We start from the raw sequence: 16,617 nt of genomic DNA on the forward strand, positions 1-16,617 counted from the left end.
GCCGGCGCGGCGAATAGCAAAGGAACTGGCATGACGACTCCCACAGGGGACAACAACAGCGTGGACCTGAACCGCTTCAACGGCGTGTTCTTCGAAGAATGCGCCGAGAACCTGGCCGAGATGGAGCAGATCCTCATCTCGCTGGGCGACCGGGAACCGGACCACGAGCAGATGAACGCGATCTTCCGCGCCGCCCACTCCATCAAGGGGGGGGCCGGGATCTTCGGCTTCCAGGACATGACCGTGGTGACCCACGTCATGGAGTCGCTGCTGGACCGGCTGAGAAATCACGAGATCACCTTTGTGCCGGTGATGATCGACCTCTTTCTGGAGGCGGGCGACGCCATCGCCATGCAGCTGGCCTGGCACCGCGAGGGGAAGGCGGTGGACCAGGAGGCGATCGACCGGGTGCGGGCCAAGCTGCAGCAGGCCATCGAGGCGGGCGGCGGCGCGGCATCGGAGCCCGCAGCCGTGGCCGAGCAGGGTGCGCCCCCGCAGGAGGAAGCGCTGCTGCCCCGGCGCTGCCGGCTTGCCTTCACCCCCGATCCGGAGATCTTCGCGAGGGGGATCCGGATGGAGAGCATCATCTCCGAGCTTGAAGAGCTGGCGGAACCGGGGGAGTTCGACTGCACCGCCCAGCTCGCAGAGCTCCCCGACCTGCCCGACGTCGACCCGGAGCGCTGCATCACCCGCTGGGACTTCACCCTCCTTACCAGGGCCAGTCGCGACCAGCTCCTGGACGTCTTCATGTTCGTGGCGGACGAGGAGCAGTTAGCCATCGAGGAGGAGCCGGTGGACCGGCGCAGCACGCCGGCAGAGCCGGCACCCGATGCGACACCGGTCCCTCCCCCCGGCAGACGCGCCTACGACAACAGCGAGACCGCCCCGGGCGCCTTCGGCAGGCGCGGCGGCGAGGCGGAGTCCTCCATCAGGGTCAATGTCACCAAGGTGGACCAGTTGGTGAACCAGGTCGGGGAGCTCCTGATCACCCAGGCGATGCTGAGCCAGATCGCGGTGGGACTCGACCCCATCCTGCACCAGACGCTGCAGCGGGGGCTCGCCCAGCTGGAGCGCAACACCCGCGACCTGCAGGGGAGCGTCATGTCGATCCGCCTGGTGCCTATCAGCATCGTCTTCAACCGGTTCCCGCGCCTGGTGCGCGAGCTGGCGGCCAAGCTCGGCAAGCAGGTCGAGTTCAAGACCGTCGGGGAGAGCACGGAGCTGGACCGGGGACTGATCGAGAAGATCGCCGATCCCCTGGGGCACCTGGTGCGCAACGCGCTGGACCACGGGCTGGAAACGCCGGACCGGCGGGCCGCCTGCGGCAAGAACCAGACGGGGACCCTGCAGCTTTCCGCCTCCCAGGTGGGGGGCAGGATCGTCATCGACGTGATCGACGACGGCGCCGGGCTGAACCGGGACAGGATCCTCGCCAAGGCGCTGGAGTGCGGCATCCCCTGCTCCGAGGCCATGAGCGACGAGGAGGTGTGGCAGCTCATCTTCGCCGCCGGTTTCTCCACGGCGAGCGAGGTGACCGACCTCTCCGGCCGCGGCGTGGGGATGGACGTGGTAATCAAAAACGTGCAGGCCATCGGCGGGCGGGTGCAGATCGCCTCCGAGGCGGGGCGCGGCGCGCGTTTCACCATCAGCCTCCCGCTCACCCTGGCCATCCTGGAGGGGCTCTCGGTCGCCGTCGGGGAGGAGAAATTCATCATCCCGCTCAACGTGGTGATCGAGTCGCTGCAGCCCAGCGCGGAGCAGCTGAAGAGCGTGAACGGCCGCGAGGTGGTCCAGGTGCGCGGCGAGTACCTCCCCATCCTGAAGCTGCACCGGATCTTCAACCTGGAGGCGGAGGTGACCGAGCCGCAACGGGGGATCCTGGTGCTGGTGGAGGCCGACGGGGAACGAGGGGCCATCCTGGTCGACGCCCTTTTGGACGAGCAGCAGGTCGTGGTGAAGAGCATCGAAACCAACTACCGCCGCGTCGAGGGGAGCGCCGGGGCGACCATCCTGGGGGACGGCCGCGTGGCGCTCATCCTCGACCTCCCCGAACTGTTCTCGATGCACAAGAAGCTGTAGCAGCAACGGGACAGGAACCTTCGCAGCCGGTCCCCTGAGAAAGGAGGCAACACCATCATGCAGACGGCACAGGTCAACGCGGTGCAACAACTGGCGACGGAGGCGGCTTCGGAGTACCTCACCTTCACCCTGGGGGACGAAAGCTACGGCATCGACATACTCAAGGTACAGGAAATCAGGGGGTACGACTGTGTCACCCGCATCGCCAACACTCCCCCCTTCATCAAGGGGGTCATCAACCTGCGCGGGGTGATCGTCCCCATCGTCGACCTGCGCATCAAGTTCAACGTGGGCGAGGCGACCTACCACGAGTTCACCGTGGTGATCATCATCAACGTGCTGAACAAGGTGGTGGGGATCGTGGTGGACGGCGTCTCCGACGTGGTCGCGCTCCCCGCGCAGAGCATCAAGCCCCCTCCCGAGCTGGGTGCGTCCCTGGACACCCGCTACATCACCGGGCTTGGGACCCTGAACGACGAGATGCTGATCCTGGTGGACATCGAGAAATTGATCGGCAGCGACGAACTGCAGATCGTTGACAGTACCGTGGAGAATACTCAGAAAGAGGCGGTGAACCTATGAAAATTACGCGATTCAAAGACTGGAAGATCCTGACCAAGATCCTGAGCATCTCGATAGCCACCATCGTCATGATGGTGCTCGGCGTGATGCTCTACGTGCTCCCCTTCATGCAGAACAAGCTGATGGACGAGAAGATCCAGGCCACCAAGTCGGTGGTCGACGTGGCCTACGACGTCCTGACCGCGAACCAGAACGCGGTGAAGGATGGGACCAAAACCCTGCCCCAGGCCCAGGCCGACGCCCTGAAGCAGATCTCCCAGATGAGGTACCAGGGCAGCGAGTACTTCTGGGTCAACGACCTGGACACCAAGGTGCTCATGCACCCGATCAAGCCGGAGCTGGTCGGCAAGACCCAGTACGAGAACAAGGACCCCAACGGCAAGAGGCTCTACGTCGAGTTCGTCAACGTCTGTAAAGAGAAGGGGGAAGGGGTGGTCGACTACATGTGGGCCAAGCCCGGCTCCACGGTCCCGGTCCCCAAGATCTCCTACGTGATGCTGATGAAAGAATGGGGCTGGATCGTGGGTAGCGGCATCTACGTCGACACCGTGACCGTCGAGATGAACAAGATGAAGTGGCAGATCATCGGCGGCACCGCGCTCCTGGCCGTGGTCATCTTCGTGTTCGCCTGGTTCGTCGCGCGCAGGATCAAGGAGCCCCTTGACCAGGCCATCGCCGCTTCCAAGCGCATCGCCTCGGGCGACCTCACCGCGCACATCGAAGTGGAGAGCAAGGACGAGACCGGCGAACTGCTCGCCTCCCTCAAGGAGATGAACGAGGGGCTGGCACACATCGTGGGCGACGTGAGAAACGGCGCCGAATCGATCGCCACCGCGACCGAGGAGATCGCGGCGGGCAACGCCGACCTCTCCCAGCGCACCGAGGAACAGGCGAGCGCCCTGGAGGAAACGGCCTCCAGCATGGAGGAGCTCACCTCGACGGTGAAACAGAACGCGGACAACGCCCAGGCCGCAAACCAGCTCGCCATCAACGCCAGCGGCGTGGCGGTCAAGGGGGGCGACGTGATCAACCGCGTGGTGCGCACCATGGAGAGCATCACCGACAGCTCCAAGAAGATCTCGGACATCATCGGCGTGATCGACGGCATCGCCTTCCAGACCAACATCCTGGCACTCAACGCAGCGGTCGAGGCGGCGCGCGCCGGCGAACAGGGAAGAGGTTTCGCCGTGGTCGCCGCCGAGGTGAGAAGTCTCGCCCAGAGAAGCGCCGCGGCGGCCAAGGAGATCAAGGCCCTCATCGAGGATTCGGTCTCCAAGGTCCAGGACGGCAGCCGGCTGGTCGAAGAGGCGGGACGCACCACCCAGGACATCGTCACCAGCATCAAGAGGGTGACCGACATCATGGCCGAGATCTCGGCGGCCTCGCTGGAGCAGTCCAGCGGCATCGAACAGGTCAACACCGCCATCACCCAGATGGACGACGTCACCCAGCAAAACGCCGCCCTGGTCGAGGAGGCGGCCGCAGCCGCGGAATCCCTCGAGGACCAGGCCCAGCAGCTGGTGGCGGTGGTGGCACGCTTCACCCTCGAGCAGGGGCACAAGAGCGCCCCCCCGGCCGCGGCGGAAAAGCGCAAGCTGACCCACGCCGCGGTACGCCCCAAGGCCTCCGAGAAGAAGGCGAAACCCGTAGCGATGGCAGCAGGGGTAAAAGCGCAGGAACGTCCCGCCCGGTCCTCCGAGGCCGCCGAGCCGGACGATGATTGGAAGGAGTTCTGAGAAGCGGAGCGCGCTTGGACGCGGCGCGCCCCCTGACGGGGGGGGGAGGCGCCGTGCCTCCCGGCGCTGCCGAGCAGGGGTGGAACAACTTCCAGTACCGCTTCACCCCTGACGACTTCGCCCGGGTGCGCGGCTTCATCTACCGCAACGCGGGGATCTCCCTCGCGCCGGGCAAGATGGACATGGTCTACAGCCGGCTGGCGCGCCGGCTGCGGGCCAGGGAGATGGAAAACTTTGCGCAGTACCTGGACCTGGTGGAAAGCGGCGACCTTCAGGAGGTGGAGGCGTTCATCAATGCCCTGACCACCAACATGACCTCCTTCTTCCGGGAACCGCACCACTTCCGGCTCCTTGCCGAGCGCCTGCGCCAGCGCCGGGACCGGAAGCAGGTGACCATCTGGAGCTGCGCCTCCTCCAGCGGCGAGGAGCCCTACTCCATCGCGATGACCGCGCTGGACGCGCTGCCTTCCGGGACCGGCCTGAGCGTACTGGGGACCGACATCGACACCAACGTGCTGAGCAGGGGGAGCGAGGGGATCTACCCGGTCGACCAGCTCCCCAAGATCCCGGAACCGTTCCGGAAGCGCTTCTTCCTCAGGGGGGAAGGGAGCAACGAGGGATTCATCAGGGTGAAGGAGGAGCTGCGCCGGGTGGTGACCTTCAGGCGGCTGAACCTTTTGGACGAGCAGTGGCCCATGCGGGGCAAATTCGACTTCGTCTTCTGTCGCAACGTGATGATCTATTTCGACAGACCGACGCAGCTCGCCGTGCTGGAGCGGATCTCCCGGGTCCTGCACCCGGACGGGCTCCTGTTCGTGGGGCACTCGGAGAGCCTGCATCACGCCCAGGAGCTGTTCCGGGTCTGCGGCAACACGACCTATGCCTTGAGGAGCTGAAGGTGCCGCACAAGAAGAAAAAAGGGGCAAACCGGCCGCCGGACGGCGCCAGGCTCAGCTACTTCGACCCGGAGTTCAACACGGTGGCGGTAAAGATCGTCGCCGGGGAGTTCTACGCCACCGGCGACCCCGTGGCCATCACCACCGTGCTGGGCTCCTGCGTCTCGGTCTGCCTCTACGACCCGGAACTGGGCATCGGCGGGATGAACCACTTCATGCTGCCGGAAGTGGCGCAGGGGGAGAGCACCCTTCCCTGCTCGGGGGCCTGCAACGACAGCGCGCAAAGCTGCGCCCGCTACGGCACCTGCGCCATGCGGCGCCTGCTGCACCAGCTGGAGCTCCTGGGCGCCAACCGCAAGCGGCTGGCGGCCAAGATCTTCGGAGCCGGGCGGGTCATGGACAGCAGCACCGACATCGGCGGCAACAACGCCGCATTCGCAGTCGATTACTTGAAGAAACACGGGATCCCGATCATCGCCTCGGACCTTGGGGAGTGCTGCCCCAGGAAGGTGGTGTTCTTTCCCAAAACCGGGCGCGCCCTGGTCAAGAGGATGCGCGCCCTGCACGCAGGAAGACACTGAATGCCCATCAAGGTGCTGGTTATAGACGACTCCGCCCTGGTCAGATCGCTTCTGACCGAGATCATCAACGCCACCCCCGACCTCAGGGTGGTGGGAACTGCGCCGGACCCTTTGGCGGCCCGGCAGCGCATCAAGGAACTCAACCCGGACGTGCTCACCCTGGACGTGGAGATGCCCAAGATGGACGGGCTCGCCTTCCTGGAAAAGCTGATGAGGCTGCGCCCCATGCCGGTGGTCATGGTTTCCTCCCTGACCGAGAAGAGCTCGGCGGTCACGCTGAAGGCGCTGGAGTTGGGCGCCTTCGACTTCATCACCAAGCCCAAGATCGACATCCGCAGCGGACTTTTGGAGTACGCCGAGGAGCTCACCGAGAAGATCCGCTGCGCCCGGCTCTCCTTCCGGAGAAGGGGGAGCGCCCCCGGGGGCGCCGCTCCGGTAGAGGCGAAGCTGAGCGCCGACGCGGTCCTGCCCAACCGCCGGCAGCACTTTTCCACCACGGAAAAGGTGGTGGCGATAGGCTCCTCGACCGGTGGCACCGAGGCGCTCAAGACCTTGCTGACCGCCCTCCCCGCGGACTGCCCCGGCATCCTGATCACCCAGCACATGCCGGAAACCTTCACCCGGACCTTCGCCGCCCGGCTGGACGGACTGTGCGCCCTGGCGGTCAAGGAAGCCGAGCAAGGGGAGCGGGTGCTCCCGGGACACGCCTACATCGCGCCGGGCAACCGGCACATGATGCTCGCCAGGAGCGGGGCCAACTACACCATCGCCCTCGATGACGGCCCGCCGGTCTCCCGACACCGCCCCTCGGTGGACGTGCTGTTCCGCTCCACCGCCAACTGCGCCGCCGACAACAGCCTCGGCATCATCCTGACCGGCATGGGAGACGACGGCGCCGCGGGGATGCTGGAGATGCACGAAGCCGGCGCGAGAACGCTGGCCCAGGACGAGGAAAGCTGCGTGGTGTTCGGCATGCCCCGCGAGGCGATCGCACGGGGAGGCGTCGACGAGGTGGTCCCCCTTTCCGAGATGGCGGGCCGCCTGGTGGGCTGGCTTGCCTCGCACGGCAAGCGCAGCTTCAGGGTGTGAGGCCGGTGGAGTCCACCGCAGCCGGGAGAACGACGTGAAGTTGCTGAAGACGGCACAGGACAGGATATCGATACCGCTACTGGTGAGCGCGATCATCGTGGCGGTCGTCATGATGGTCGGGAACCACCTGATGCTCGACCAGATCCGCGAGGAGGCGGTGCGCCAGGCCAACCGGCAGCAGGAAAGCAGCATGATGGCGTTTTGGGAGCAGATGAACCGTCGCGGGGGGCACTTCCACATCGACAACGGCAAGATGATCCTCGGCGACTATTACGTCCTCAACGGCGACAACGAGATACCGGACAAGATCTTCTGCATCACCGGCAGCCGGGCGACCATCTTCATGGGGGACACCCGGATCGCCACCAACGTGCTCAAGGAGGACGGCACCAGGGCCATCGGGACCAAGCTGACCGGCCCGGCCTACGACGCCGTGTTCCGGGAGGGGATCCGATACCGTGGTGAGGCGAACATCCTGGGCGCCCCGTACTTCACCGCCTACGACCCGATCCGCGACCAGAACGGCAAGGTCATCGGCGCCCTGTTCGTGGGGGTCAAGCAGAGCGAGTACCTGGCCCGCTACGACCGCATCAACGTGAAGATCGGCGTCATCAACGGCACGCTGGCGACCATATTCGTAGTGTGCGCCATCATCCTGGGCCTGAACCGAAAGCGCGCCGAGACCGAGATCAAGAGGCAGTTGAACTTCCAGCAGCAGATCATGGACACCATACCGAGCCCCATCTTTTCCAAGGACGCCCAGGGGCGCTACAACCTGTGCAACAAGGCGTTCCAAAGCTATGTCGGGCTCAGCAGCGACCAGTTGATGGGGCGCTCGGTCTTCGACCTGTGGCAGCCGGACCTGGCCCGGAAGTACCACGACATGGACCAGGAGATCATAGACGCGCCGGGAATCCAGATCTATGAGTCACAGGTGAACTACGCCGACGGCAGCGTGCGCGACGTGATCTTCCACAAGGCCGCCCTCCGGGACGACGACGGCGTGGCCCAGGGACTGGTCGGGGTGATCCTGGACATCACCGAACGCAAGGCGGTCGAAGAGGAGAGCCGCCGCATCGAAGCCCAGAAGCATCACTCGCGCATGATCGAGTCCCTGATGATCCAGTTGAACCACGACCTGAACACGCCCCTTACCCCGCTGTTTGCCCTGATCCCCATGATCCGCGCCAAGGTGAGCGACCCGGGCGTGGAGCGGATGCTGGAGATCTGCCAGCAGTGCGTGAACCAGATCCAGGGGCTGGCCGGCAAGGCGTTCGACCTGGTGCGCATCTCGTCGAGCCGGCCCCGTCTGATCCCGGTGAGCCTGTGCGCGGCGGCCGAGAGCGCCCTGAACGAGGTGGCGCAGCCCCTGGCGCAGCGCGGCGTGATCTGCTGCAACGCGATCCCGGCCGATCTCCAGGTACTGGGATCTGCGGAGCAGCTCACACTGCTGTTCAAGAACCTGCTCAGCAACGCGGCGCGCTACGCCGCGCAAAACGGCAAGGTGATCATCGGCGCCGAGTTGAAGGACACGGAGGTCGAGGTGTCGGTCCAGGACGACGGCATCGGACTGGACCAGGAGCAGCTCAGCCACGTCTTCGACGAGTTCTACAAGGCGGACGCAGCGCGGCACGACCTGAACACGCAGGGGCTGGGGCTGGCCATCTGCCGGAGAATCGTGGCCAACCACGAGGGGAAGCTGTGGGCGACCAGCGCCGGGGCCAACAGCGGCACCACCATGTTCTTCACGCTGAAGCAGGCGGGGGCACCAGGTGACGGGCGGGACTGACGAAATCTTCGAGGAAAGCTACCAGATATGAAACCTCTCTCCATAGCGCAGCTCAAAACCCGCATCGGCATCACGGTCGGCGTCGTCATCGCCGCGGTGATCGGCATCTTCGCCCTGGGTGCGAGCCGGTCACCGGCCGGGGAGCCGTTGCAGCAGTCGGTGCTGATTCTCGTGCTGTGCGTGGTGATCGTGATACTGACCCGCATCCTGTTCTCCCACCTGGCGCACCTGGAGGAGAAGCAGCGCATCATCCAGGGACAGCAGACGGAGCTCGCGCTCGCCGAGCAGCGGGAGCGGAGCCGGCTCAAGGCTTTGGAGCGGATCGCGACCGACGCGGAACTGGAGCAACTGCTCCAGGACGTGGTGCAGTTTGTCGAGGATTGCCTGCCCGGATCGCTCTGCTCCATCCTCCTCGTGGACGAGTCGGGGACCAGGCTGCGCCACGGCTGCGCACCGTCACTGCCGGCCGAGTACAACCAGGCGGTGGACGGGATCAGGATCGGCAAAGGGAAAGGGTCCTGCGGCACCGCGGCGTTTCTGCGGCAGCGCGTGGTGGTCGAGGACCTCGACCCGCACCCCTACTGGCACAACTTCCAGCCGGCCCGGGACGCCGGCCTCAGGGCCTGCTGGTCCGAGCCGGTCTTCGCCAGCAACGGCACCCTCCTGGGCACCCTCGCGCTGTACCATCGCGAACCGCGCGCACCGGGGGACGAGGATCTCCAGCTGATGGAATCGGCGGCCCACCTGGCCGGCATCGCCATCAGCCGGGTCCGCGCCGACGAGGGGCGCCACGTGCTGGAGGAACAGCTGCGCCACAGCCAGAAGATCGAGGCGGTGGGACAGCTGGCCGCCGGCGTGGCGCACGACTTTAACAACCTGCTGACGCCGATCATCGTCTACGCGGACATGCTGCTCAGGATCTCCCCCGAGGGAAGCCCCCAGATGCGCATGATCCAGTCCATGAGCTCCGCCGCCCACAAGGCGAGCGACCTGACCCAGAAGCTCCTCTCCTTCGGTCGCAAGCAGGTGCTGCACATGAACCTTTTGGACCTGAACGAGGTGATCACGTCCTTCAAGGAGATCATGCGCGCCACCGTCAGGGACAACATCGAGATCGACCTGCTGCTCTCCCCCGGCGCCGCCAAGGTGCAGGCGGACCGCGGCCAGCTGGAGCAGGTGCTCTTGAACCTCGTCCTGAACGCGCAGGACGCCATCGAGGGGAGCGGCGCCATCTGCATCGAGACCGGCCACCTGATCCTGGACGAGGAGTTCCACCGGCAGCACCCGGTCGCCAAGCCCGGCCACTACATCCTGCTCGCCTTCAGCGACGACGGCTGCGGCATGACCGAGGAGACGCTTAGGCACATGTACGAGCCCTTCTTCACCACCAAGGAGAGCGGCCGCGGCACCGGCCTCGGCCTGGCGACGGTGTACGGCGTCATCAAGCACCACGGCGGCTGCATCGACGTGAAGAGCCGGCCGGGACAGGGGACGAGGTTCGCCATCTACCTCCCCGCCAGCGCGAGTCTGGCCGAGCCCATCCTGCGCCCTCCCGCCGGGGCGGCGCCCCCCGAGCACGACAGCCGCGAGAGGACCATCCTGCTGGTCGAGGACAACCAGATGATCCGCGAGGTCGCCGCAGACCTGCTGACATCCTTCGGGTACCGGGTCCTGGTGGCGGAAACCCCGTCCCGGGCGCTGGAGTTGGCGCAGGCGGAGGAACAGGAGATCGACCTGCTGGCAACCGACGTGGTCATGCCCGAGATGACCGGCCCCGAACTGTACGAGAAGCTGCAGGAGCGCTACCCCTCGCTGCCGGTGCTCTACATCTCCGGCTACACCAACGCCATGCCCCCGCTGGACGAAAACCTGCGCCAGGAGGCGATCTTCCTGGCCAAGCCCTTCACCCTGGAGCAGTTCATGGCCAGGATCAACGAGATGCTGTACCATGTAAAGCCGCCCCACAGCGAGCCCCCGCCGCTGGACCACCGGACCATGGCCCAGCTCATCGAAGCACAGCAAGGCGTGCCTGCGCCGGAACATAAGGAACCTCAGCCATGAACAGACGGGTAATGATCGTAGACGACAACGAGTACGTAAGGGCATCGGTGGACATCATCTGCGAATCCGCGCAGATCGAGCTGGCCAGCGCGGCCGGCGGTCCGGAGTGCCTGGAGCAACTGGAGGCGGGATTCCGGGGGGTCATCCTGATGGACATCATGATGCCCGACATGGACGGCTGGGACACCATCAGGGAGATCGTGGACCGGGGGCTGTATCCCGGCAACATCATCGTCATGCTGACCGGCATGGGGGAGCCGGACTCCAAGATGGAGGGGCTGCAGGAGTACGTGTCCGACTACATGACCAAGCCGTTCGGCCCGGACGACCTGCTGGATTCCATCGAGTACTACCTGACCCTGCTGAACACGCCGGTCGGCCATGACGACTAGGAACCTGGTTGTCATAGGCGTCTCCACCGGTGGGCCGCTGACGCTCAAGGCGCTCTTCAGGGAACTGCCGCCGCTGAACGCTGCGTTTCTCATCGTGCTGCACATCACGCCGCAGATGGATTACCGCATCGCCCAGGGACTGGACGCCGTCACATCGATGCCGGTGAAGCTGGCCGAGGACGGCGAATTCCTGAAAACCGGCCACGTCTACATGGCGCCGGGGGGGCTCCACCTCCAGCTGACCGGCAACAACCGGGTGGTCCTGTGCGAAGGCCCCCGGATCAACTACGTCCAGCCGGCGGCCGACGTCACCATGCTCTCGCTGTCGAAACCGCTGAAAGGGAAACTGATCGGCATCGTGCTCACCGGCATGGGGCGCGACGGCGCCGAAGGGATCCGGCACATCCACGACATCGGCGGCATCACCATCGCCCAGGACCAGCAGTCCTCCACCATCTACGGCATGCCCAAGGCCGCCGCCCAGACCGGGGCCGTCGATTACGTCCTCCCCCCCACCAAGATAGCGGGGAAGCTGATGGAGCTATTGGAGCCGATGCGATAGGGGCTACTGCTGTCCGCCCCGCTCCCCCGGGGTACGCTCCAGCAGGAAATCCACGAAGGCGCGGTTGGCCAGCGAAAGGTAGGTGTCCTTCTTCCAGGCGATGAGCAGGTCGAGGTGCAGGGGCGGATCGAAGGAGACCGCGGCCAGATCGCTGTCCTCCGCGACGACCATCTTCAGAAAGATGGATATCCCGGTGCCGTTGCGCACCAGCGACTTGACCAGGGAGAAGAGGTTGGTCTCGAAGATGATCCTGGGCGCGCTGCCGGTACCCTTGAGCGCCTCGAGGAAAAACTCCCTGATGTAGTACCCCTCCTTGTAGAACACCAGCGGCTCCCCGATGAACTCGGCGAGCGTCACCGCGGGACGCCCGGCGAAGGGATGGTCCGGCGGCACGCAGACCACGATCTCCTCGCGCAGGAAACGGCGCACCTCCAGCGTGGCGGGAAAGGCGGCGCTCCCCCCGCCGGCCACCACCCCCATATCCAGCTCCCCCTCCCCGATCATCTTCTGGATACGCCCCGACCCCTCCCCGAGCACCGAGATGCTCAGTTGCGGATAGGCCCTCTTGAAGTCCCGAAAGATGTCGGGAAAGAAGTAGGCGCTGATCATCGGGGTGATGCCGATCCTCACCTCGCCCCTGGTGAGCCCCTTCAGCTCGGCCATCTCCAACTGGGCGCCGCGCAGGTCATCGAGGATGCGCCTGGCGTGGGAGAGAAAGATCTCCCCCTCCGCCGTTAGCGAAACCTTCTTGTCCTGGCGGTTGAAAAGGACCAGGTCCAGTTCCTCCTCCAGCTTCTTCACCGCCATGCTGATGGCTGGCTGCGCGATACGCAACGATTCCGCCGCCTTGGTGAAGTTGCTGAGCCGCGCCACTTCCAGGAAATACCTCAACTGCCTGATGTCCATGCTGCCCCCGCGCTTGATAATTAATTACTATCGAAGCGATAAGCATTATATATTTTTCTTATGACCACGCAACGGTTATAGTCCATTCCACGCCCCCCCCTTGCGAAGGTTCTTCCGAGAATTCCGGGGAGCCATCTTGTCCTCCATTAAATAACGAGACAAGGGCATTACGTTCCCCCTTTGCGAAGGGGGGACAGGGGGGATTTGCTTCGGAAACGGCAGGCAACAGCAGGAGTGAACAGCAATGGGATCCATCAAAAGCGGCACCAAAAGATATCGGCAGATCAACTGGGCCTTCTTCTGCGCGGGCTTCGTCACCTTCATCACGCTCTACGACGTGCAGCCTTTGTTGCCCGTCTTCACCCGGGAATTCGGCGTCAGCGCCATGTTCGCCAGCCTCCCCCTTTCCGTGACCTCCTGCGCCCTCGCCGTCTCCATGCTTTTCGCCGGGACCATCTCCGAGACGCTGGGGCGAAAAACGGTCATGGTCGCTTCGCTGGTGACCACCTCCGTCCTGGCATACCTGACGTCCCAGACCCAGAGTCTCGAGCAGCTGGTCGCGGTGAGGTTCCTGCAGGGGATCGCGCTCGCCGGGCTTCCGGCCGTGGCCCTTGCCTATCTCAGCGAAGAGATCGCCCCGGCCTCGCTCACCTCCGCCATCGGGCTCTACATAAGCGGCAACGCCATCGGCGGCATGACCGGCAGGATCTTCACGGCAACCATGGCCGAGGCCACCTCGTGGCGCACGGCACTGGCCATCATCGGCGCGGTCTGCTTCGTGCTGAGCCTCTATTTCGCCAAGAGCCTCCCCCCCTCCGAGAATTGCAAGCAGCGGCCGTTCGCGGTGCGTTACCTGTTCAGCTCCCTGTACCGGCAGCTGCAGGACCCCGGGCTGCTCTGCCTGTACGGAATCTCCTTCCTGATCATGGGGAGCTTCGTGACCCTGTACAACTACATCACCTTCCGGCTTCTGGGTGCGCCGTACCACCTCCCGGCCTCGCTGGTGAGTCTCATCTTCCTGGTGTACATGCTGGGTTCCTTCAGCTCTTCCATGATCGGGGTGCAGGTCGAGCGGTTCGGGCGCGGGCGGATGCTCTTTCTCACCATAGGGACCATGATCGCGGGGGCGCTGTGCACGGTGAGCGGTGAACTGGGCACCATCGTCACCGGGATCGCCATATTCACCTGCGGCTTCTTCGGCGCCCACACCATCGCCTCCAGCTGGGTGGGGAGCCGCGCCAAGACCGCGCGTGCTCAGGCCGCCTCCCTCTACCTCTTCTTCTACTACCTCGGCTCCAGCGTCTCCGGCACTGTCGGCGGGGTGTTCTGGACCTCATTCGGCTGGCACGGCGTGGTGCTCCTGATATTGGGGCTCTTGGGGGGCGGGCTGGTGCTTTTGAAGTTTCTCACCAGCTGTGCCGAGGCCGACTGCCCCGCCCGCAGCGCCGTCGCCTCCCTCGACATTCTGCGCAGCTAACCTCTCAAGTTCCAGACGTGCGTGCCGATAAAAGCCTCAGTAGTCAGGAGGAACACAGCATGCAGGAACTTATTCGAGTAGCGGACGGGGTAGCCATCCCCCTGGAAATGTTAGGGACCTGGGACAAGGTTTCCGAGTTGGCATCAAAGTACGGACGAGTCTTCGAGGCGGACCTGGGGCGGCTCGGGTTCAATTTGCGCCCCATCTACCATCTGAACAACTACATCGGCGGCGAGCAGGCGATAGCCTTCGGCACCGCCACCTCGTCGCGGCTGCAGTTCGTACTTCGACCCGACATCTACAAAGCCATGGTTGGCAGCGTAGTCCACTGACGTTCGGCCAGCGGGGGAGCCTCAGCTCCCCGCCAGCCCGTCCCAGCTTCCCCGCGTCCCCCCACCCCTCCGCTTCCCCCTGCCCCTTCGCCAGCCCCCAGTTCACCTTTCCCATCATTCCCCTAGCTCCCATAATCCCCATCGCTCCGCCCTACCCGACAAAAAAGATCCCGAAAACCACAAACCCGGTTTTTATGACTTAGGTCAAGGTCGCTGTCCGCATTAGCCGTTAAAGTCACAACATCGAAGCGGCACACAGGAGCCAACGGCTGCCAGAGGGACCGCATCAACAGATCAAGCAAAACCAGGAGAATGGATGAAGACCTTTTTGAAGAACCTTTTCGGTATGGGAACCTCAACTCAAAACAACGCTAAGGAGGAAGTGATGGACAACATGTTTTGCTACCAGTGTGAACAAGCCGCCAACGGTGGTTGCTCCAAAGTCGGTGTCTGCGGCAAGAAGCCGGAAGTAGCGGCTCTGCAGGACCTGCTCATCTACAGCCTGAAAGGGATCGCCTTCTGGGCCAATCTGGCCCGCGAGAAAGGCGCCAAGGACGCAGCCATCGACCGCTTCATGCTGGACGGCCTCTTCACCACCGTGACCAACGTCGACTTCGACGCCGAAGAAATCGCCAAGCTGGTACGCGACGCGGCAGCTCACCGTAACCAGGCCCAGGCGCTGTATGAGAAGGCCAACGGCGGTGCCTACACCGGTACCGTACCCGAAGCGGCGCAGGCGTTCCACGCCGGCACCACCTCCGAACTGGTCGCACTGGGTGCCAAGCACGGCGTCAAGAGCGAAGAGATCGACGCCGACGTCCACTCCGTAAAGGAAATCCTCATCTACGGCATGAAAGGCTACGCGGCATACGCTCACCACGCCCTGGTGATCGGCCTCGAGAACGATGAGATCTACGCCTTCACCCACAAGGCGCTGGCAGCCACCCTCGACCTGAAACTCGGCCTCATGGACTACGTCGGCCTCTCCATGGAGTGCGGCAGGATCAACCTGGTCACCATGGAGCTCCTGGACAAGGCCAACACCGACAGCTTCGGCCACCCGGTTCCGACCCCGGTTCAGCTGGGCACCAAGGCGGGCAAGGCGATCCTCGTTTCCGGTCACGACCTGCGCATGCTCGAAGAGCTCCTGAAGCAGACCGAAGGCAAAGGGATCAACATCTACACCCACGGCGAGATGCTCCCCGCCCACGGCTATCCGGGTCTCAAGAAGTACGCCCACCTCGCCGGCAACTTCGGCGGTGCATGGCAGGATCAGGCGAAAGAGTTCGTCGACTTCCCCGGCGCCATCATCTTCAACACCAACTGCATCCAGCGCCCGGCAGAGAGCTACAAAGACCGTCTCTTCACCTGGGGCCTCGTACAGTGGCCGGACGTCAAGAACATCAACGGCTGGGACTTCTCCCCCGTCATCGAGAAGGCGCTCTCCCTCCCCGGCTTCGAAGAGGCACCGGGCAAAGAGATCCTCACCGGCTTCGGGCACAACGCGGTGCTCGGCGTCGCCGACAAGGTCATCGACGCGGTGAAAGCCGGTCAGATCCGTCACTTCTTCCTGATCGGCGGCTGCGACGGCGCCAAAACCGGCCGTAACTACTACACCGAGTTCGCCGAGAACGTACCGAGCGACTGCGTCATCCTGACCCTGGCCTGCGGCAAGTACCGTTTCAACAAGCTCGACTTCGGCGACATCGGCGGCATCCCGCGCCTGCTGGACATCGGCCAGTGCAACGACGCCTACTCCGCGATCCAGATCGCCGTGGCCTTGGCCGGCGCCTTCAACTGCGGCGTCAACGACCTGCCGCTCTCCTTCATCCTCTCCTGGTACGAGCAGAAGGCGGTGGCGATCCTGCTGACCCTGCTCCACCTGGGCGTGAAGAACATCAAACTGGGACCGAGCCTGCCGGCCTTCATCACCCCGAACGTGCTCAACTTCCTGGTCGAGAACTTCAACATCGGCCCCATCGGCACCGCGGAAGGCGACCTGAAGCAGATCCTCGGGTAATCGTCTCGGCAACGAGGCCAGCAGCAAACGAAAAAGGCGGTCCCGGTTTCAACACCGGGGCCGCCTTTTTATTCGTCAACGGGTCGCGCTCCTCCCCCCGGCGGGGGGAGGCAGG

General features: G+C 64.4%; 14 protein-coding genes. 13 read left to right on the forward strand and 1 reads right to left on the reverse strand.

Annotation, left to right across the window (positions count from 1 at the left end; translation table 11 throughout):
- Nucleotides 1–30 precede the first annotated feature (30 nt).
- The 10 genes from KP004_RS14995 to KP004_RS15040 are packed head-to-tail and all read left to right on the forward strand — an operon-like array spanning nucleotide 31 to nucleotide 11,767.
- Nucleotides 31–2,079, forward strand: a complete 2,049-nt coding sequence (locus KP004_RS14995) for a chemotaxis protein CheW (RefSeq protein WP_216799302.1) — start codon at nucleotides 31–33, stop codon at nucleotides 2,077–2,079.
- Nucleotides 2,080–2,136: 57 nt separating this feature from the next.
- Nucleotides 2,137–2,661: a chemotaxis protein CheW gene (locus tag KP004_RS15000; RefSeq protein WP_216799303.1), complete on the forward strand. Its 525-nt coding sequence runs from the start codon at nucleotides 2,137–2,139 to the stop codon at nucleotides 2,659–2,661.
- On the forward strand, nucleotides 2,658–4,397 hold the full coding sequence (locus tag KP004_RS15005; RefSeq protein WP_216799304.1) for a methyl-accepting chemotaxis protein: 1,740 nt from the start codon (nucleotides 2,658–2,660) through the stop codon (nucleotides 4,395–4,397). The genes KP004_RS15000 and KP004_RS15005 overlap by 4 nt, the downstream gene beginning before the upstream one ends.
- 53 nt (nucleotides 4,398–4,450) lie before the next feature.
- On the forward strand, nucleotides 4,451–5,293 hold the full coding sequence (locus KP004_RS15010) for a CheR family methyltransferase (protein ID WP_239026827.1): 843 nt from the start codon (nucleotides 4,451–4,453) through the stop codon (nucleotides 5,291–5,293).
- 2 nt (nucleotides 5,294–5,295) lie between these two features.
- Nucleotides 5,296–5,874 (forward strand): histidine kinase, encoded by a 579-nt coding sequence (locus tag KP004_RS15015; RefSeq protein WP_216799306.1) that lies wholly within the window; start codon nucleotides 5,296–5,298, stop codon nucleotides 5,872–5,874.
- On the forward strand, nucleotides 5,875–6,963 hold the full coding sequence (locus tag KP004_RS15020) for a protein-glutamate methylesterase/protein-glutamine glutaminase (protein ID WP_216799307.1): 1,089 nt from the start codon (nucleotides 5,875–5,877) through the stop codon (nucleotides 6,961–6,963).
- 34 nt (nucleotides 6,964–6,997) lie between these two features.
- Entirely contained in the window at nucleotides 6,998–8,752 is a 1,755-nt protein-coding gene (locus KP004_RS15025) for a cache domain-containing protein (RefSeq protein ID WP_216799308.1), read from the forward strand.
- 27 nt (nucleotides 8,753–8,779) lie between these two features.
- The gene (locus KP004_RS15030; RefSeq protein ID WP_216799309.1) at nucleotides 8,780–10,813 is read left to right on the forward strand and encodes a GAF domain-containing protein; all 2,034 of its coding nucleotides are present in this window, start codon (nucleotides 8,780–8,782) and stop codon (nucleotides 10,811–10,813) included.
- Complete coding sequence (locus KP004_RS15035; protein ID WP_216799310.1) at nucleotides 10,810–11,205, forward strand: response regulator; 396 nt, start codon at nucleotides 10,810–10,812, stop codon at nucleotides 11,203–11,205. The genes KP004_RS15030 and KP004_RS15035 overlap by 4 nt, the downstream gene beginning before the upstream one ends.
- Nucleotides 11,195–11,767 (forward strand): CheB methylesterase domain-containing protein, encoded by a 573-nt coding sequence (locus KP004_RS15040; RefSeq protein WP_216799311.1) that lies wholly within the window; start codon nucleotides 11,195–11,197, stop codon nucleotides 11,765–11,767. The genes KP004_RS15035 and KP004_RS15040 overlap by 11 nt, the downstream gene beginning before the upstream one ends.
- A 3-nt stretch (nucleotides 11,768–11,770) precedes the next feature.
- Here the strand turns inward: KP004_RS15040 and KP004_RS15045 are convergent, their stop codons facing one another.
- Nucleotides 11,771–12,673, reverse strand: a complete 903-nt coding sequence (locus KP004_RS15045) for a LysR family transcriptional regulator (RefSeq protein WP_216799312.1) — start codon at nucleotides 12,671–12,673, stop codon at nucleotides 11,771–11,773.
- A gap of 244 nt (nucleotides 12,674–12,917) precedes the next feature.
- On the opposite strand from KP004_RS15045, the gene KP004_RS15050 reads away from it, so the two are divergent.
- From KP004_RS15050 to hcp, 3 genes are all read left to right on the forward strand, one after another.
- Nucleotides 12,918–14,150: an MFS transporter gene (locus tag KP004_RS15050; RefSeq protein ID WP_216799313.1), complete on the forward strand. Its 1,233-nt coding sequence runs from the start codon at nucleotides 12,918–12,920 to the stop codon at nucleotides 14,148–14,150.
- A 59-nt stretch (nucleotides 14,151–14,209) separates the two neighbouring features.
- A complete protein-coding gene (locus tag KP004_RS15055; RefSeq protein WP_183348426.1) occupies nucleotides 14,210–14,482 on the forward strand; it encodes a hypothetical protein in 273 nt (90 codons plus the stop codon).
- A gap of 385 nt (nucleotides 14,483–14,867) precedes the next feature.
- On the forward strand, nucleotides 14,868–16,502 hold the full coding sequence (hcp, locus tag KP004_RS15060; protein ID WP_302467679.1) for a hydroxylamine reductase: 1,635 nt from the start codon (nucleotides 14,868–14,870) through the stop codon (nucleotides 16,500–16,502).
- Nucleotides 16,503–16,617: the final 115 nt, after the last annotated feature.

The organism is Geomonas oryzisoli (genome assembly GCF_018986915.1).
Taxonomy (GTDB): Bacteria; Desulfobacterota; Desulfuromonadia; order Geobacterales; family Geobacteraceae; genus Geomonas; species Geomonas oryzisoli.